Annotated in this window: 16 protein-coding genes; 4 read left to right on the top strand and 12 right to left on the bottom strand. The window is 45.2% G+C overall.

Features of this window, described 5'->3' with window-relative positions; all coding sequences use genetic code 11:
• Positions 1–398 precede the first annotated feature (398 nt).
• Both QUF19_RS01100 and QUF19_RS01105 read left to right on the top strand, forming a co-directional pair.
• A complete protein-coding gene (locus tag QUF19_RS01100) occupies positions 399–956 on the top strand; it encodes a VC2662 family protein (protein ID WP_286295430.1) in 558 nt (185 codons plus the stop codon).
• Positions 957–1,193: 237 nt separating this feature from the next.
• A complete protein-coding gene (locus QUF19_RS01105) occupies positions 1,194–2,672 on the top strand; it encodes a sensor domain-containing diguanylate cyclase (RefSeq protein ID WP_286295431.1) in 1,479 nt (492 codons plus the stop codon).
• Positions 2,673–2,741: 69 nt separating this feature from the next.
• Here QUF19_RS01105 and QUF19_RS01110 read toward each other — a convergent pair.
• The 4 genes from QUF19_RS01110 to epmB form a co-directional block, all read right to left on the bottom strand.
• Positions 2,742–3,982, bottom strand: a protein-coding gene (locus tag QUF19_RS01110; protein WP_434784918.1) for an IS3 family transposase whose coding sequence is annotated in 2 segments (ribosomal slippage) — positions 2,742–3,610 and positions 3,610–3,982 — 1,242 coding nt in all. Because the reading frame shifts where the segments join, the coding sequence is not laid out codon by codon here.
• 108 nt (positions 3,983–4,090) lie between these two features.
• Positions 4,091–4,579, bottom strand: a complete 489-nt coding sequence (locus QUF19_RS01115; RefSeq protein WP_102438630.1) for an MgtC/SapB family protein — start codon at positions 4,577–4,579, stop codon at positions 4,091–4,093.
• Positions 4,580–4,683: 104 nt separating this feature from the next.
• Complete coding sequence (locus tag QUF19_RS01120) at positions 4,684–5,211, bottom strand: prepilin-type N-terminal cleavage/methylation domain-containing protein (RefSeq protein ID WP_102438628.1); 528 nt, start codon at positions 5,209–5,211, stop codon at positions 4,684–4,686.
• Between the two features lie 13 nt (positions 5,212–5,224).
• Positions 5,225–6,247: an EF-P beta-lysylation protein EpmB gene (gene epmB, locus QUF19_RS01125; RefSeq protein ID WP_286295432.1), complete on the bottom strand. Its 1,023-nt coding sequence runs from the start codon at positions 6,245–6,247 to the stop codon at positions 5,225–5,227.
• A gap of 33 nt (positions 6,248–6,280) precedes the next feature.
• Between epmB and efp the strand changes: the two genes are divergently transcribed.
• The gene (gene efp, locus QUF19_RS01130; RefSeq protein ID WP_009847919.1) at positions 6,281–6,847 is read left to right on the top strand and encodes an elongation factor P; all 567 of its coding nucleotides are present in this window, start codon (positions 6,281–6,283) and stop codon (positions 6,845–6,847) included.
• A 396-nt stretch (positions 6,848–7,243) separates the two neighbouring features.
• Here the strand turns inward: efp and frdD are convergent, their stop codons facing one another.
• The 4 genes from frdD to frdA are packed head-to-tail and all read right to left on the bottom strand — an operon-like array spanning position 7,244 to position 10,614.
• Positions 7,244–7,630, bottom strand: a complete 387-nt coding sequence (gene frdD / locus QUF19_RS01135; RefSeq protein ID WP_286295433.1) for a fumarate reductase subunit FrdD — start codon at positions 7,628–7,630, stop codon at positions 7,244–7,246.
• 11 nt (positions 7,631–7,641) lie between these two features.
• Positions 7,642–8,025 carry a fumarate reductase subunit FrdC gene (gene frdC / locus QUF19_RS01140; RefSeq protein WP_061019340.1) on the bottom strand — a complete coding sequence of 128 codons (384 nt, stop codon included), beginning with the start codon at positions 8,023–8,025 and terminating at the stop codon, positions 7,642–7,644.
• Between the two features lies 1 nt (position 8,026).
• The gene (locus QUF19_RS01145; protein ID WP_009847917.1) at positions 8,027–8,791 is read right to left on the bottom strand and encodes a succinate dehydrogenase/fumarate reductase iron-sulfur subunit; all 765 of its coding nucleotides are present in this window, start codon (positions 8,789–8,791) and stop codon (positions 8,027–8,029) included.
• Positions 8,791–10,614: a fumarate reductase (quinol) flavoprotein subunit gene (frdA, locus tag QUF19_RS01150; protein WP_017108666.1), complete on the bottom strand. Its 1,824-nt coding sequence runs from the start codon at positions 10,612–10,614 to the stop codon at positions 8,791–8,793. Before frdA ends, QUF19_RS01145 begins: the two co-directional genes overlap by 1 nt.
• A 483-nt stretch (positions 10,615–11,097) precedes the next feature.
• On the opposite strand from frdA, the gene epmA reads away from it, so the two are divergent.
• On the top strand, positions 11,098–12,069 hold the full coding sequence (epmA, locus tag QUF19_RS01155) for an elongation factor P--(R)-beta-lysine ligase (RefSeq protein WP_286295434.1): 972 nt from the start codon (positions 11,098–11,100) through the stop codon (positions 12,067–12,069).
• Between the two features lie 127 nt (positions 12,070–12,196).
• On the opposite strand, the gene QUF19_RS01160 is transcribed toward epmA, so the two are convergent.
• The 4 genes from QUF19_RS01160 to asd form a co-directional block, all read right to left on the bottom strand.
• The gene (locus tag QUF19_RS01160) at positions 12,197–13,084 is read right to left on the bottom strand and encodes a DMT family transporter (RefSeq protein ID WP_286295435.1); all 888 of its coding nucleotides are present in this window, start codon (positions 13,082–13,084) and stop codon (positions 12,197–12,199) included.
• Positions 13,085–13,236: 152 nt separating this feature from the next.
• The gene (locus QUF19_RS01165) at positions 13,237–15,117 is read right to left on the bottom strand and encodes a methyl-accepting chemotaxis protein (protein WP_286295436.1); all 1,881 of its coding nucleotides are present in this window, start codon (positions 15,115–15,117) and stop codon (positions 13,237–13,239) included.
• 295 nt (positions 15,118–15,412) lie between these two features.
• Entirely contained in the window at positions 15,413–16,828 is a 1,416-nt protein-coding gene (locus tag QUF19_RS01170; protein WP_286295437.1) for an SLC13 family permease, read from the bottom strand.
• A gap of 297 nt (positions 16,829–17,125) precedes the next feature.
• Positions 17,126–18,037, bottom strand: a complete 912-nt coding sequence (asd, locus tag QUF19_RS01175; RefSeq protein ID WP_286295438.1) for an archaetidylserine decarboxylase — start codon at positions 18,035–18,037, stop codon at positions 17,126–17,128.
• Positions 18,038–18,137: the final 100 nt, after the last annotated feature.

Raw genomic sequence — 18,137 nt, forward strand, 5'->3', positions numbered from 1 at the left:
AACTTAGTTTATTTTGAGGATTTAACGAACATTAGTTTTTGAATCACTGAGGTCTGTTGAGCTTTCGTCATTAAATTTTTTAGGATGACATCGCTTTAGATGCAGCAGTGAGTGTGTGGACCACAAGCTTGTGAAACATGTTAATTTTCTCGCTTAGATTTTTGTTTGGAATAATAAGCGTTAGAGCGGAGGTTTCGGTCTCCGTTTTTTCTCTTCGCATCTCGTTTACTCGCATCCCGTATCTGCTCTTAATCGTTGCGCTTTATGACTTAGCGGCTTATATTCAACAGTACAGTTATGACATCAATTTAACATGGCTAACTGTTTAATTAAGGATAATAAATGCTTGATTGATAATATATAAATCAAGTTAATAATAGTCAGTGGAGACTTCCCCAATGAAAAAATTACTTTCAGTACTCGCTTTGTCTGCCGCGGTAATGGCACCGGCTGCATTCGCTTCTTCGCCTGTTATGTTTTCAACCATTAACGGCTTCAATGCACCGGATTCAGATGCGGTTGGCGGCGTTCGTTTAGCGCTTCTTCATGGTCAAGTTAATGACCTTAAAGGTGTCGACCTTGCCGTTATTGGTATGTCAGAGACACAAACCACAACTGGTGTGAACCTAGGTATCTTTGGTGCATCAAAAGTGAACCAAGAGATGACTGGTGCTTCACTTGGTTTCTTCAACTGGAATACAGGTAAAACGACGGGTCTAAACCTTGGTGCTGTGAACATCACTAATGATGTGAAAGGCGCGAACGTGAGCTTCGTAAACTACTCTGAAGGCGACACTATGGTTGATGTTGGCGCAGCTAACCTTTCAGAAGTGTCTACGGTTCAGGTTGGTATTTTCAATAAAACAACGAAGATCGAAGGCGTACAGATTGGTCTGATCAACTGTGCTGACAATGGCTTCTTCCCTTGTTTCCCAATCGTAAACTTCGCTAAGTAAGTTTATTGTTGAATGCTTGGTTTGCTATTTATTGGTAAACCAAGCTTTTTGGCAAATCGGGCTTATTAGTAACGCCTAAACGTCTCTGTTTAGGCGTCATTATTTCAATACCTCGTCGAATCCAAATTTTCCTCGCCATAAAAATCATTAATAAGCATTTTGTTTTATATTAATGGTTGCGGTGTTTTTATTTATAAGTACAATGTGCGATAAATTTATAACGATGATTTATATGCTTTGACTAATACCCATACCATCGATTTTAAAAAGGCTTTCTTCGGCCTTACCGCCAGTTTTTTAGTAGTTTTGAGCTTGTTGCTCGTTGATTCAGCGGAAGAATCAGATAAACAGTATGGAATTGAAAACCAAGGCGTGACACGCTCTTTAACGGAGCTCACACAGGTCATCAATGCGCTTGAGTACAACATTACGGCGCTCTATCCACTGCATGGGGATACCTATGTATTCTCGCATGAGAAAAAGATCGAAGATGAGACGTGCTATTTCACCAGTGAAGAGCAGCATGCCCCTCGCTTTGACTTTATGTTCTCTGGCCCACGCGAGATGTGCAACCCTAAGTCGGATCTTCATACCGAAGCCAGTAAGCGTCTGTTCATCGCGCCGACCATGGCTTACTTTGCCAATACCATAGAGACCATCTCTGCGATTTACTTCATCTCGAAAGAGAAGTTTATTATCTCTTCCCCCTCCGATATTGCCCAATATATGAAAGGCGATACGTTCGACTCTATCGTAAATAGCAGGCCATATTGGATTAATACAGTTCGCTTTGGCTTAGCTCAAGGTCAAGACCTGCTGGTGTATACGGGCCAATACGATGATTACTTAACAGGTAAGAAAGTGGTGACCTTAACCAAGGGGATCTACGTTAATGGCGAATTCAAAGGGATATTGGGTGTCGATGGTTATGTCTCTAACCTCGTATCGAACCCTACCCATGGCTATAAAGTCACGAGTACTCGAGGCGCAAACAAATACGGGTTTATGGACTTTACCTATTCCAAGCCTCTGTATGTTGATGGCATTAATACCCAGCTATACCTGAGTATTGAAGAAGATAAGATCGAGCACTTTCTACATGTTTTGGAGATGGAAAGAGTCCAGCTTGTCATCTTATTAGCGTTGTATTTCATCTTGTCTTTATGGCTGTGGCGTGTATATGTCAAACAAGAGCACAAGCGGTTGAATGATTTAGCGATGCTTGACCCTATGACGGGGTTAATGAATCGCCGTGGCTTTGAAGCTAAATTGTTAGCACAAGAAGAAGCACCGATTATAGGCTTCGGTGTGTTCGATATTGACGACTTTAAAAAGGTGAATGATCAATATGGGAATAAAGTCGGAGACGAGGTGATTTGCCATGTTGCTCAGTTGATGCTGAACAGCGTTAGACAACAAGATATCGTGGCGCGATTTGGTGGCGAAGAGTTTGTTGTCGCGATTACGGGCGAATCATCTGAGCTGCTTACGTCGATTTTTGAACGGATACAAAACGACATCAATTTACAAAGCTATCGTTGTGCGAATGGTGACAAGATTGATATATCGGTTTCAGGGGGAGCGACGCTTTACTCGCTGTATAAGTTCGATAGTGTCGGACACTTGTGGGAAAACCAGAGTATTCGCGCTTCCGACGAGCAGCTTTATAAGGCCAAAGCTTCGGGCAAGAATCAGGTGTTGATTCACGTGCATTAAACATTGTGCTTTGTTCTGGAATGCGTTTCTAAACGAGCAAATGTCTCGTCCTAAAATACGTTGACGATTTTAGTAAGCCAGTAACGCAAGTTGCTGGCTTTTTTCATGCATCTTATTTGGCGTATTCATACCTAGGCTGAGATGTGGCCTCATTTCGTTGTACGTATATATTGACTCTTCAACAAGTGTTTTCAACTCGCGAAGATCTTTGCACTGAGTAAGCAAGAACTCTTGCTTGAGGATACCATTGACCCGCTCAGCTAACGCGTTTTGGTAGCAGTCATAACCATCAGTCATTGATGGAGTTATACCATGCTTTTTAAGTTTCTCTTGATAGAGGTTTGAGCAATACTGAAGCCCTCTATCTGAGTGATGGATTGTCGCATGACAATAACATCGAGTTTTTACCGTCATATCTAAAGCCTTCACAACATCGCTCGCTTTCATTTCATTGCTAACTTCATACCCCATGATTTTACGGCTGAAGGCATCGGTAACCAATGACAAGTAGTGAACGCCCTCGTTTGACTGAACATAAGTGATGTCGCTCACCAGAACTTCTTCTGGTTTTGACGGAACGACTTCTTTTAGCAAGTTCGGATGTTTTTTCATCCAGTGTCTGCTGTTCGTTGTTTTGGTGTAACTTCGTTTCGGCTTAACGAGTAAGCGCTCTTCTCTGAGGTAATTAAACAAAGCATCACGGCCAAGTTTTATTCCCTTAGCTATCAACTTCGGCTTCAGTAAGAAATAGAGCTTACGAGCTCCCAGCCGAGGCATGAATCGTCTTATCTCAAGCACCATCCCTTTCACAGGAGCAAGCACAGCCTGACGAGTGGTCTCACGCTTTTCTCTCTGATAGACACACTGACGAGATATATTGAGCAATGAACAAGCTTTACTTAAGCTTACTTTCTTCTCTTTTTGAAGGCTTCTTGCTCCTTCGCTATATACTTTTTTCTTAGCGACATCCCGTGCTCAGCATCAAGAATATCAACAACCCTATTGAGAAGAAGGCATCTGAGACGTTCATCTTCGAGTTCTTGTTCAAGTCGTTTTATTTTTTGGGCAGGCGTTTCATTCGCTCTCGGTGATTTAGGCATCGTGTTCTTCCTTGGGTTGGTAGTCCAATCCATTTTGCCATGCTTTCTTAACCAAGTAAGAACAGTCGAACGACCTTGTATGCCGTAAATTGATTGGGCTTGTTTATAGGTCATGTCGCCCTTTTCGATGGCGTCTACAACCTGTAATTTAAAGCCTAGTGTGTAATCACGCTGAGTGCGCTTAACGTGGTGTTTATTTGGAATGGTCATCATTAGTCCTCAATGTGTAAACACATTTCAGGACGGGACAAAATAAATTAACGAAAAGCCTAGTTGTTTTCCAACTAGGCTTTTTGATTTGATGAAGGGGGAGAGTTGTTACTTTTTCATTCGTCCTTTATTCATCCATTTCTGGTGAACACCACGGCGTAGGCTTTGGAAGCTGTTTTCCACCTTGTCGACTCCAAGCAGAATCACTAGAGCCATTAGCGTGATAATCACCGACTGTGAAAGGTGTCCTAACGCAATCATCATCCCTAATGCAGCTAGTACCCAAATAATCGCGGCTGACGTGACACCATGAATCTTACCATCCAGTGTCATCATCACACCGGCACCAAGAAAACCCACCCCAGTAATGATCTGGCCAAGCACACGAGCCTGGTCGAGCGTGTTAGGAGATAGGCTAATCGCCATGGTGAGGAAGAAATAGGTACCGCTGATGATAAGGATCGATGTCCTTATTCCTACGGGTTTACCACGAGTTTGTCTTTCGATTCCGATCAATGAACCACACAGCATACATGCCGCAAGGCCTGCCCAGCTAAAGGGGGCAAGGTTGAGAGTTTGTTCTATAAATTGTGTCATATCACCCCTCCTAAGAATTTAGAATAGAGCCGAGTATGCTAATAATAGACCGGACGATCGAACAAAAAATTTTTGTCTTAACGGTTGGTGCTAATGATGAAGCGCTAGCAGCCTGTCGTGGTTAGTGTGAAGGCCGGTGTTGTCGTCTCGGTCGCTTCTTGGTACTCAAGATAGCAGTTATCAGACTCATTTTTTCGGCTAGAAGGTGCATACAAAATGATGCCATCATGCGCATCTGTGTTGGTAAAGAACCAGTCAGCTCGACCCGTATCCCAAACAGCATCTAGAAAAGTTGATTCAATGAGCTGTGACCAAGTTTGATCATTCATCGCTGCAGGGTAGCCGTAGACGACTGAGATATCGTCGCCCTCAACACTAATGGATGCGCTAGCTGCTTTATCTAAGCCTAATGCTGATGTCTTACCATAAAGCATAGCACTTGCACCTTCCATTCCGCCCTTGAGGCCATTTAATGTTGAGATACGCGCATCGGTTTGAAGATTAAGAAACTTAGAAGCCGCGGTGACTGACACAATGCCCAGAATCACGATCACCACGACTAGTTCAATGATGGTGAAGCCTTTCTGTTGAGCTTGTGATTGTGAGCGAGCGCTTAAGGCGTTGGGATTCATTGATATGACTTCTTTATTCAATGTGTAGATCGAGTGGCGTTTTGCTGCTGCGGCCGCCTATCTCGCGCGTTAACTTTGGTACTAGGTAACCAGAAACTTCAGAGATCAAGCCTTTGAAGTGACGCTTGGCTTCTTCATCAGAAATATAGAAATGAGCGGCGCCCTGAACTTTATCAAGTACATGCATATAGTAAGGTAAAACACCGGCGTCGAATAGCTTTTCGCTTAATTCTTTCAATGAGTTAGCGCTGTTATTTACACCTTTTAGCATCACGCCTTGATTGAGAAGAGTAGCCCCACTTAGCTTCAACTTATGGAAGGCTTGCTTGAGCTCCAAGTTGATTTCATTAGCGTGATTAATATGGCTGACCATCACCACGTTTAGACGAGTATTAGCCAATGTTTGGCACAGTTCGTCAGTCACGCGGGCAGGGATCACGACAGGTAATCGGCTATGGATACGAACCGTTTTCACATGCGGAACCTGTTCGATGGCATTGATCAGCCAATCTAGTTCGCTGTCCTTTGCCATCAGAGGATCGCCACCGGATAAGATAACCTCGTTGATCTCTGGATGTTGAGCGACATAGTCTAAGCTGACTTGCCAAACTGACTTTGAGCCTTTGTTGTCTTGATAAGGGAAGTGACGGCGGAAGCAGTAGCGGCAGTTTATGGCGCAGCCACCTTTTACGATCATTAGTGCGCGACTTTTATATTTATGCAGCAACCCTGGGATCGCGTTGTCTTGTTCTTCCAGTGGATCAGCCGAATAACCTTGGTGTACTTCGAACTCTTCGTTTAAAGGTAACACCTGACGCAGTAATGGATCGTGTGGGTTGCCTTTTTCCATTCGCTCTACAAAACTTAGGGGCACCCGAAGGGCAAATAACTCACGAGCAGCAAACCCTGCTTGCCACGGTGTTGGGTCTATTTCCAATGCTTCAAGCAGTTTTGTCGGGTCAGAGATCGCATTCGATAGTTGTTTGAGCCAGTTTTGCTCAACAGATTCGACTTTTCGGGTTATGATATGCGGCATTGAAATTAACTCAAAGATGTGGAAGAGAAAATCATGGCGTCAGTAAGCACCAATGAATTCAAAGGCGGTTTAAAATTCATGTTAGATAACGAGCCTTGCGCAATTATCGACAATGAATACGTTAAGCCAGGTAAAGGCCAAGCGTTTAACCGTGTAAAACTTCGTAAACTGCTGTCAGGCAAAGTGTTAGAGAAAACATTCAAGTCAGGCGAAAGCTTCGAGCTTGCAGATGTTGTTGACGTTGAATTAGGCTACCTATACAACGATGGCGAATTCTACCACTTCATGAACAACGAAACATTTGAGCAAATCGCAGCAGACGTAAAAGCAGTCGCTGACTCAGCAAAATGGTTAGTTGAAAATGACGTTTGTACTCTAACGTTGTGGAATGATAACCCTATCACTGTTACTCCGCCAAACTTTGTTGAGATCGAAGTAACTGAAACCGATCCTGGCCTAAAAGGCGATACACAGGGTACTGGTGGTAAGCCTGCAACTCTAGCAACAGGCGCGGTAGTTCGTGTACCTCTATTCATCGCAATCGGTGAAGTTGTTAAAGTTGATACTCGTACTGGCGAATACGTTGGTCGTGTAAAGTAATTTGATTGTGTCCATCTTGTGTAAGGTGGCTCAGTGAAATAGAAAAGGTCGCTTATGAGCGGCCTTTTTTGTATCTGGCGATCTGGAAAAACAGATTAGAGTAAGCGGGATGCGAGATACGAAGAGCTTGAAGAGCAGATGCTAGTAATCGAGATGTGGGATACGAAGAGCTTGAAGGGCAGATACGAGTAAACGAGATGCGAGAACGAAAAGCAGGAAGAGCAAGAGCTAGTGAGCTAGATGTGTGATATTCGACAAGCAACAAAAAAGCAGAGCTAGATAACCTAGCTCTGCTTTCGCTTTTCTGCTTTTAAGCTCTTCGATACTCGTTTACTCGAATCTCGCATCTGCTCTTAAGCTCTTCGATACTCGATTACCCGAATCTCGCATCTGCTCTTAAATCATGAAGATGAAGATAACAGACAGTGCGCTGATTAGGCCAGCAACAAAGTAGCAGCCCACTTTACCTGCAACGCCGACGTGGAACTTAAGGTCGTGCATGCCGTGGTGAAGACGGTGCATTGCGTGCCACATTGGCAGTGCTAGCGTACCGATGATGAATTGCGCACCGATAATGCTGGTGGCAAATTCAGAAACACGTTCGTAGCTCATTGCATCCGCATCGATAATGCCCATTGGCACTAAGATACCCAGCACTAGAATCGTGATCGGAGTGATCATCGCGAACCAAGTACCGCCAGCGCCGAATAGGCCCCACCAGATTGGTTCATCAGAGCGTTTCGGATTGTGGTTAACAGGTTTCACTTTGTAATTTGTGTTCATAACGAAGCTCCTTACACCACCATCAGAACGATTAAAGAAATAAATGCCACCGCTGCCCACTGGGTCAGTACGATGATTCTTTTATCTACCAATTTACCTTTAAGGCGGATTGGCATTACTTGAGGCATCATGCTGAAGAAGGTCTGAGCGTGCAGTAAGCTGCCTAGCAGTGCCACGATGTTGATACCAACAACGATAGGGTTAGCCATAAAGCTCAACCAACCAGCCCAAGCTTCAGGACCTTTCACTAGTGCACCCAAACCGAAGGTTAGGAACAGAGTGAATAGAATCAAAGGCAGTACAGTCGCTTCACGTAGCATGTAGAAGCGGTAGAACGGATGGTTGCTCCACCACGTTCTCTTCATCTCACGAACATAAGGCTTACGATTGCTCATATTATGCCTCCTCTGCTGTTTTTACTTGCGATCCATCAGGCTTGAACATCGAGATAACGAAGTCCATTGAAGACTCAACTTTGCCTTGGTTAACTGCCGCTGCTGGGTCTACTTTCTTCGGACATACGTCAGAACAGTAACCTACAAACGTACAGCCCCAAGCGCCGTTGTCGCCATTGATAAGCTTCATACGTTCAGCTTTACCATTGTCACGGCTATCTAGGTTGTAGCGGTGAGCAAGAGCAAGTGCTGCAGGGCCGATGAACTCTGGGTTTAGACCAAACTGAGGACACGCTGCGTAACACAAACCACAGTTGATGCAGCCAGCGAACTGTTTGTATTTCGCCATTTGCTCTGGAGTTTGGATGTTAGTGCCGTCTTCTGGCTTACGGTCGTTACCAATGATGTAAGGTTTGATTGCTTCAAGGCGCTCGATGAACGGCGTCATGTCGACAATCAAATCTTTCTCTATTGGGAAGTTAGCCAATGGTTCAATCTTGAAGCCGTTTGGATAATCACGTAAGAAGCTTTTACATGCCAGTTTTGGCACGCCATCAACCATGATGCCGCAAGAACCACAAATCGCCATACGACAAGACCAACGGTAAGACAGGTCTTTATCTAGGTTATCTTTGATGTAACCGATCGCATCAAGTACTGACATGGTTTCATCAAACGGAACTTCAAAGGTTTGAAAGTGAGGTTCTGCATCGTGCTCAGGGTCATAACGCAGGATTTCAATTTTTTGGATTCGATTCGCTGACATTATGCTTGCTCCTCTTCGCTCTTCTTAGCATTCTCTTCTGCCGCTTTTTCAGCAGCAGCGGCTTTCTCGGCTGCTTCACCGTATAGACGAGCTTTAGGTTGAGATTTAGTAATCTTAACGCCGCTGTAGTCGATGGTTGGTGCTGCATCTTCGTTGTAGAAAGAGAGAGAGTGTTTCAGGAAGTTCACGTCATCACGTTCTGTGCAGTTGTCGTCTAGACGTTGGTGTGCACCGCGAGACTCTTTACGAAGAATGGCTGAGTGAACCATTGCTTCTGCAACTTCAAGGCCGTAACCCACTTCGATAGCGTAAAGTAGGTCAGTGTTGAACACTTTGCCTTTGTCTTTAATGCTGATCTTCTTGTAGCGAGCTTTTAGTTCAGTGATCTTGTTGATAGTTTCTTGCATCAAGTCTTCTTGACGATAGATACCACAACCTGCTTCCATGGTGTGACCCATTTCAGTACGAATATCAGCCCAGTTCTCATCGCCTTCTTGAGCCAAGATGCCTGCGATGCGATCTTCAACTGCTTTAATTTGCTTAGCGATAGCGTCTTCATTCCAACCTTTGAATTCAGCTGCACGTTTCACGGCTTGTTCACCGGCTACGCGGCCAAATACTACGAACTCAGCCAGAGAGTTAGAACCTAGGCGGTTTGCACCGTGTAGGCCAACTGAAGCACATTCACCAACGGCGAATAGGCCTTTAATACGAGTTTCACACGTACCGTTAGTTTCGATACCACCCATGGTGTAGTGAACGGTCGGGCGAATTGGGATTGGTTCTTTTGCTGGATCAACGTTTACGTACGCTTTTGCAAGCTCACAGATAAACGGTAGACGCTCTTGCAGGTACTCTTCACCCAGGTGGCGAAGGTCAAGGTGTACCACATCACCAAGAGGGTGCTTGATGGTGTTGCCTTTCTGCTGCTCGTGCCAGAATGCTTGAGAAACTTTGTCACGAGGACCCAGTTCCATGTATTTGTTTTTCGGCTCGCCCACTGGAGTTTCAGGGCCCATGCCGTAATCTTGCAGGTAACGGTAGCCGTTCTTGTTGACGATGATACCGCCTTCACCACGACAACCTTCGGTCATCAAGATGCCAGTGCCCGGTAGGCCTGTTGGGTGGTATTGAACGAACTCCATATCACGCAGTGGCACACCGTGGCGATAAGCCATTGCCATACCGTCGCCAGTTACGATGCCGCCGTTAGTATTACAGTGGTAAACACGACCTGCGCCACCCGTTGCTAGAACAACAGATTTCGCTTTGATGGTAACAAGCTCACCTTCAGACATATGAATCGCGATAAGGCCTTGTACTTCGCCATCTTCAACGATCAAATCCACCACAAAGTACTCATCAAATCGTTTGATTGTGTCGTACTTCATCGAAGTCTGGAACAGAGTATGAAGCATGTGGAAGCCGGTTTTATCCGCTGCGAACCACGTTCTTTCTACTTTCATACCGCCGAATCGGCGTACGTTTACTTCACCGTTTTCTTTACGACTCCATGGGCAGCCCCATTGTTCCATTTGGATCATTTCGCGAGTCGAGTTTTCAACAAAGTATTCAACAACATCCTGTTCACATAGCCAGTCACCACCGCCAACAGTATCGTTGAAATGGTTATCTAAGCTATCTTCGTCTTTAATTACTGCTGCTGAACCGCCTTCTGCCGCTACCGTGTGCGAACGCATTGGGTAAACTTTAGAAATCAGTGCTACTTCCAATTCAGGATTAGCTTCAGCCGCAGCGATAGCTGTACGAAGACCAGCGCCGCCTGCGCCGATGACTGCGATATCTGTGGTAATTGTCTTCACAGTTATTCTCCAGTGTGATGCGGAGTATTCCGCTTGTAATTATAAAAAGCTTATTGGTAGTACTTACTAATTGGCAGTACTTACTTATTAAGAGCAGTAAACGGCATCAACCGATCATCACCCCTAAGCCTTAAGTGGTAGGTTCAGTGTAAGAGAGGAGGGCGTTTCAAAAATTGATGTATTTAGGTTTTTGCTCCGGTAATGCATATGGAGGCATAGAATTTATAGGTTATGTGACTGCAATCACGGCAATCAATTGTTGATAACGATTCTCCCACAAGGTATGTGTTAACGGCTTGTTGAGTATGATTTTTGTTATCAATATTGGCTGAGGTTGAATATAGGTAAATGTATTGTAGAACGTGATTTTCTGGCTTCATTAAAACCGTATGTCGACCTTATTAATACAAAGATAGAAGCTTACAAAAGAGGCGAAAAGTGGTAATTTTCGTCGCCTAGAATTCAGTGATATGGAACTTGATAATGCACTCCACATGGCAACCGGCCGCAACCATAAAGCAGTTAAAGCAACGTGCTGATATCCTTAATCAAATTCGTCAGTTTTTTGCTGAGCGAAATGTGATGGAAGTGGATACGCCGGCGATGAGTCACGCCACGGTGACGGATGTGCATCTGCATACCTTCAAAACTGAATTTGTAGGGCCGGGTTATGCACACGGCCAACCGCTGTTTTTTATGACGAGTCCTGAATTTCATATGAAGCGCTTGTTGGCGGCAGGAAGCGGTTGTATTTACCAAATTTGTAAGTCTTTTCGTAACGAAGAAAATGGCCGTTATCACAACCCTGAGTTCACTATGTTGGAGTGGTATCGAGTTGGTTTTGATCACCATGATCTGATGGATGAAATGGATCTGCTGCTACAACAGGTTCTTAAATCAGGTATCGCGGAGCGAATGACTTACCAGCAAGCGTTTGTTGATGTACTGGGTGTGTGTCCTCTGGAAGATTCTATGGATACGTTAAAGCAGGCTGCCGCGAAACTTGGCTTAAGTGATATTGCTGACCCTGAACAAGATCGCGATACCTTATTGCAACTGCTGTTTAGTATTGGCGTTGAGGCGAAAATAGGCCAACAAGTGCCTGCGTTTGTGTATGATTTCCCTGCATCGCAAGCTGCGTTAGCTAAGATCAATCCAAACGATTCACGAGTCGCCGATCGCTTTGAGGTGTATTTCAAAGGTATCGAGCTGGCTAACGGTTTCCATGAGTTAGATAAACCACAAGAACAACTGCAGCGTTTTGAAGATGACAATGCCAAGCGTATTGAGATGGGCTTATCACCTCAGCCTATTGATCACCACTTGATTGAGGCGTTAAAAGCGGGCTTGCCAGACTGTGCCGGTGTTGCTTTAGGTATTGATAGGTTAATCATGCTTGCGTTGGGTTACGACCACATCGATGACGTGACTGCTTTCCCTTTTCCGCGTTCTTAGCTTTTTGCTTTTGTTTTTACTGAGAGTTAATAGTCCTTAGCTATTAACTATTAATTCTCAGCTTCCAATCCGCTTCACTAGCTGACCAGAATACTAGTGCCACTATTTGACCAGAATACCAGTGCCACTAGCTGACCAGAATCCCAGTACCCACTACAGCAACAATGGCACCGATCCAAGCGTAGGCATTTGGTCTCTGCTTGGTGTACAACCAGAGTATTGGTAACAACATGATTGGAGTGGTCGAAGATAACAGAGCGACCATACCGACATTGCCTTCCTGCAACGCATACAAGATCAGCGTCATACCCACTGCCATTGCTAAAAAACCATTAACCGCGGTAATTGCGAATATCTGCTTATTCATTGGGTTAAGTGGGCGTGAAAGTTTAGCGCCCGTTAAACGAAACAGGGAGTGAGCTACGAAGGCGGTGATCATTCGAATAGCAGAGGCTGCTATTGGATCGATACTGGTTTGCATCACGGGTTTGGCAATAATACCGCCCAATGCTTGGCAAATCGCCGCTGTAATTCCTAGCGCAACGCCAATCCACACGGTGCCCTTAATGGTTTCAAGTTGGTTGTTCGCTTGGCCACGACGACCAAAGAAGATTGCGGTTAATACACCACTAAACACCAATGCCGAGCCAATCAGCTCTACCGAAGTCATGCTTTCGCTAAATAGGAAGTAACCGAGAATGGCTGAGAACACGGCATGGCAAGAGAACAGTAAGCCCGCTTGGCGCGGTCCCATACGGTTCAAACACGCAAATAAGGCAGTATCACCAATGAAGATACCAATCAGGCCTGACAGCATCATAGGTGTGACTAAGTCAGCTTCGACACTTGCCCAGCCGCCAGTAAACCAAGCCATGCTTGATAAGATGATCGCGGTACAACCCATTCTCCAACGACTATAGGCGAAAGAACCTAAGTGTTGAGCAGGCTTTACTGACATTAGGCTCGCAATCGCCCAAAGAAAAGCGGCAGCTAGAGCTAACCATTCGAATCCCATCTGAATAACATCCTTGTGTCTGGGATAAATTAGCTCATCAATATGCATCAAACCGAACTGAGAACAAAGTGATTCTTAATAAAAGCACCGCCTTGCTCCTCAGTTACTGGTTTGTTCCAGTTATTTGTTTCGCTTGTCTGACTAACAAGGCTTTATACCTTAAAGCGCTCCACGTCTCGGCGCATTGACTCAGCAGCATTGCTCATCTCATTAGAACTATTGCGGCTGCTTTCCGCTTGTTGGGCAAGATCGTCGGAGGCGTCTTTGATTCCTTGTGTGTTGCGACTGATGTCTTCGCTCACCGCGCGTTGCTCTTCTGCTGCACTGGCTATTTGCAGCGCCATGTCGTTGATTTCAGTGATCGCTTGCGTGATTTTAGTCAGGCTGCCATGGGCTTGCTCGGCGAAGCCTACACTGTTCTCTGCCAGTTGAGTGCTGGTAGTCATGCTTTCAACGGCATGTTCGGTGTTCTTCTGCAGCGTATCTATCATCACGCGGATCTCTTCGGTCGAGCCATGCGTTCTCTGACTTAACACGCGTACTTCATCGGCGACAACCGCAAATCCACGACCTTGTTCACCCGCACGAGCGGCTTCAATCGCCGCATTCAATGCCAACAGGTTGGTCTGTTCGGCAATTCCTTGAATGGTGGATAGGATCTGGTTGATGCTTTGCGCATTGCTCTCTAATTCACGAATAACATTGGCCGCGTCTTCAACTTGTGTCGCTAGGCCAGTAATCGCATCGCGGTTTTGTTGGATAACTTCTTGGCCTTCGTTACAAGCGGTGGCCGATGCTTGAGAAGCGGAAGCAGTGAGTTCGGCGTGGCTAGCCACTTCGGCTGCGGTGGCGGACATTTCATGAATCGCGGTCGCAATTTGGTTGATATCGTTTTGTTGATTTTCAACTCGAATAGAAGATTGAGTGGCCAGTTGATTGGCTTTTTCTGCATGATTGTTGAGATCGTGGCTGTGTTCTATCACGCCCTTCAACATGCTTTGCATCTGGCTTAAGAACTGGTTCACGAGCTCGGCAAGCTTACCAATCTCATCCATACGTGTGATATCAATACGTTGAGTGAGATCGCCTCTGCCTTGAGCCAGTTGAGTGAGCGCTTCAGACAATGTTTGTAACGGCGAAAGCAGGCGGTTGATGACGACGGTACTCGCAATTGAAATGACGATGTACAAAATCAAAGAGGTCAATGTGATGAATTGAATGGCATCGGAGACTGCAGAAAACGCCATTTCTTTATCGATAACAATACCCAATGACCAATCAGTATTCGGCACATTGGCCATGTAGACCATTTTATCACCCTGGCCAGGCCAAGTGAGAGTGGTGATCATTTGGTTTTGGAGCAGTTGTGACACCTTGTTGGTTGTGAGTTCCGGATTCAAACTGGTCAGTGGTTTTTGACTCAGCTCTTCATCACTGTAGGCCACAATGTTGTTATTACCGTCGACTAAAAACGCAAAGCCATCGTTATCCAGTTTTACATTGAGCACGGTATCAATAATGCTGGTTACGGTTAGATCAGCCGCGAGAACACCTTGTCTATCGCCACTGAATGCTTTGGCAAAGCTGATGACGATGCTGCCGTCAAAGTCTTGATAAGGTTCGGTAATGATGAGATCGGATGTTGCGTTGGCATCTTTATACCAAGGGCGAGTGCGTGGGTCGTAACCTGCTGGCCAATCTTCACCTTTGTCGCCATAAGCGATAGTGCCATCGCTGAATCCTGCATAAACAGACAAGAATTGTCCGGCTTGTTTGCTAATTAATAACTCGCGGTCAGAGTTACTGTTGCTTGAAATGGTCGATTCATTGGCAAGCATCATATCGCTGCGGATTGAGAGCCAATCGGCAATGTAATTGGTGGTGCCAACACTGACATTTTTCATTTCTTGGTTGATCGCGACTTCAGTCTCTTGAGTCAGCTGATTAACCGATATCCAAGCTTGAGCGCCACTTACGACGGCAATAATGACCGCAATGGCGACCTGAATTTTAAACTTAATAGTATGTCTCAAGGTCCATTCCTCTCTGATTAGACAAAACCTAACTACGGTGACGTACTTAATAATGAATTGATATGTCTTTGATAGGTGTATAGTGCCGCTCACTACCGGGGAATGAATGTGTTTAAAATCATAAATTCTAAATATATTTACTCTGATTTTTGTAAAACAGTGAAGTAAAGTCACAGTTATTTATTGATTTAAAAATCAATCACTTGTTGTGGTCGTTGTGCGTGAGATAGCGCTAATAGGCGCTAAATTTACATTTAGCGCCTTAGTTGGAATAAAAGTGATTGTTGAACGTCTATTAAGTGATGATGAACAACGCGAGGTAAACCATCAGCAAGCCGACAATCCCTAAGATGATGCCCATCTTCGCCATGTCTTTGCTTTCGATAAGTCCGGTTGAGTAAGCCAGTGAATTGGGTGGTGTCGATACTGGAAGAATCATACCGAGTGATGCGGAGAAGGCGACCACAACCAACAATCCTTGCAAGCCGCCAATCGCGACCAAGCTTTCCATGGATGCACCAATCGCAGCCGCTATCGGCATCAACAAGTTAGCAGTCGCGGTGTTCGACATGAAGTTCGCCATTAACCAACATACGATTGATAACGTTAGCACTACCGCCGTTGGTGAGAGCGACTCATAATCAATCGCGTGTGCGAGTGCCACGGCTAAGCCTGTTTTATCCAGTCCTATACCAATCGCAATGCCCCCTGCCACTAACCAAAGCACATCCCAGTTAATCAGCTTGAGCTCTTCTTTGCCCATGATGCCGGTGAGAGTGAACACCGCCAATGGAATGATCGAGACCACATAAGTGTTCATGCCGTGCAGTTTTGTGGTCATCCACAATAAGATTGTCGCAGCGAAGGTGATGTAAACCACAATCGCTCGCCAGCTTTTTCTAAATTGGCCATCAAGCTTGAGCACCATGTTTCTTTCTTTAGAAGGGAAGAATTTTTGTAGAAGAAACCAAGCGATGGTGAGTTGGATGATCACAAAGGGTAAGCCCATCATCATCCAGCTAAGGAAGTCGATACTGTTCTCGCCAGTTAGGTATTGCAGTGCGATGGCATTGGGTGGTGTACCGATTGGTGTCGCGATCCCACCGGTATTGGCGGCGATTGGAATACATAACACCAGCGCTTTAATCCCCATGTCGCCTTTTGGCGCAGAGGCTACGATAGGACCTAGCAATGCAAGCATCATTACGGTGGTAGCCGTGTTCGACATAAACATCGAGAACACCGCGGTGATCAGCATTAAACCGAGTATGATGAAGCGCGGCTCTGTGCCAAATGGTTTAAGCAATACTCGAGCTAGGTTGTTGTCGAGTTCGTACTTAGATGCGGAGATGGCGAGAGCAAAACCACCCATAAAAAGGATGATAATTGGTGACGAAAATGCACCGAAGATGTCGGTATATTTGATTAATTCACCGAGATCGTGTCCCGCTGGTGGATTTCTAAATAAGTGCAGGCCTTTGTCGGAAATCATCACCAGTTCAAGCGCAATAATCAAAATGGAAGTAGCGAATACCGGAACCGGTTCCAGCACCCAAAGCAGTGCTGCTAAGAGGAATATAGCCAGCAAACGGTGTTGAATCAGCGTGAGATCATCGATTGGGATGGAATCTATCGGCATGAATAGCACGCCTAAGGGAATCGCAAAACAAATCAACAGCTTGACCAGAACGCCAACATTGAGTTTAGGCATGTACAAAGACCCTATGAATAAAATATCTTCAAATAGAGTAAGTTATCTGGATTCTTGGTACTTGGAGACGGGTTGTAAAATCGGAAAGTTGTTTAAGGTTTCGACAGTTGTTTTGTTTTTGGTCAATCTTTTTATGAGGCAATTCGACGTCTTGCTCGGTGGGAGCAAGGCTATCGGTAGTTAAACTTGCTGGTATCTTGAAGAGAGGTGTCTGGAACTAGATAAGAAAAAGGCGCGTTCTTCTCTAAATATAGAAAAATAACGCGCCTTTAAAACTAAATGAGTTAACTCAGAGAGTTAAGCTTGGTCTGAGTTCTCTGTTGAATCAACAGCTTCAGTCTCAACTTCTTTACCCGCAATGTGCGCGAAAGGGGTACCTAGAACGGTTTTCTCACCATTCTGCATCGTTTCGTCAAACTTGATTGCATCTTTAGCAAACAGGTTGATAACCGTTGAACCAAGCTTAAAGCGACCCATCTCTTCGCCTTTCTTCAAGATGATAGATTTATCGCCTTGTGCAGGGTAATCCCACTTGTAAACCGAGTTACCGCGAGGTGGCGTGATGGTGCCAGCCCATACTTGCTCGATGCTGCCAACGATAGTTGCGCCAACCAGCACTTGTGCCATTGGGCCAAACTCAGTATCAAAGATACAAACTACTCGCTCGTTACGTGCGAATAGGTTTGGAACGTTCTCTGCCGTTAGTGGGTTTACTGAGAAAAGATCACCTGGAACGTAGATCATCTGACGCAGCGTGCCATCGCATGGCATGTGCACACGGTGGTAATCACTTGGAGACAAGTAAAGCGTTGCGAACTCGCCGTCTTTAAACTCATCGGCTAGAGCAGCATCGCCACCAAGCAACTCACGTGCTGAGTAGTTGTGGTTCTTAGCTTGAATCAGTTGACCATCAGTAATTGGGCCAAATTGGCTTACGCGAGCATCAGCGGGGTGAACAATCACGGATTCGCCTTCAGCGACAGGGCGCATGCCTTCTTTTAATTCACGTACGAAGAATTCATTGAATGTCTTAAAGTGTTTTGGATCGCTATGCAGAGCTTCATCCATGTTCACTTTGTATTGCTTGATGAACCAGTTGATGATCGCTGTCGTTAAACCGCCCGCTTTAGCAGACGCCAGTTTACCAACTAAACGAGTCAGGCCATGTTGTGGGATCCAGTACTGCAATCCAACTTTAATCTTATCCATTGTATTAATTTTCCGATGCTAATTGTTTTTCAATTAAATCTGTCGATGACGGTTTAGGGCGCGAGATGTTACTTAAATTCGCGCCAATTGTCAGTAAATG

It is taken from the genome of Vibrio sp. FE10, from assembly GCF_030297155.1.
Classification (GTDB): Bacteria; Pseudomonadota; Gammaproteobacteria; order Enterobacterales; family Vibrionaceae; genus Vibrio; species Vibrio apostichopi.

Excerpts from the sequence above, each read along its gene's own strand:
- QUF19_RS01100 (WP_286295430.1), top strand. The coding sequence starts at position 399 with ATGAAAAAATTACTTTCAGTACTCGCTTTGTCTGCCGCGGTAATGGCA.
- QUF19_RS01115 (WP_102438630.1), bottom strand. The coding sequence starts at position 4,579 with ATGACACAATTTATAGAACAAACTCTCAACCTTGCCCCCTTTAGCTGG.
- QUF19_RS01120 (WP_102438628.1), bottom strand. The coding sequence starts at position 5,211 with ATGAATCCCAACGCCTTAAGCGCTCGCTCACAATCACAAGCTCAACAG.
- epmB (WP_286295432.1), bottom strand. The coding sequence starts at position 6,247 with ATGCCGCATATCATAACCCGAAAAGTCGAATCTGTTGAGCAAAACTGG.
- efp (WP_009847919.1), top strand. The coding sequence starts at position 6,281 with ATGGCGTCAGTAAGCACCAATGAATTCAAAGGCGGTTTAAAATTCATG.
- frdD (WP_286295433.1), bottom strand. The coding sequence starts at position 7,630 with ATGAACACAAATTACAAAGTGAAACCTGTTAACCACAATCCGAAACGC.
- frdC (WP_061019340.1), bottom strand. The coding sequence starts at position 8,025 with ATGAGCAATCGTAAGCCTTATGTTCGTGAGATGAAGAGAACGTGGTGG.
- QUF19_RS01145 (WP_009847917.1), bottom strand. The coding sequence starts at position 8,791 with ATGTCAGCGAATCGAATCCAAAAAATTGAAATCCTGCGTTATGACCCT.
- epmA (WP_286295434.1), top strand. The coding sequence starts at position 11,098 with ATGCACTCCACATGGCAACCGGCCGCAACCATAAAGCAGTTAAAGCAA.
- QUF19_RS01160 (WP_286295435.1), bottom strand. The coding sequence starts at position 13,084 with ATGGGATTCGAATGGTTAGCTCTAGCTGCCGCTTTTCTTTGGGCGATT.
- QUF19_RS01170 (WP_286295437.1), bottom strand. The coding sequence starts at position 16,828 with ATGCCTAAACTCAATGTTGGCGTTCTGGTCAAGCTGTTGATTTGTTTT.
- asd (WP_286295438.1), bottom strand. The coding sequence starts at position 18,037 with ATGGATAAGATTAAAGTTGGATTGCAGTACTGGATCCCACAACATGGC.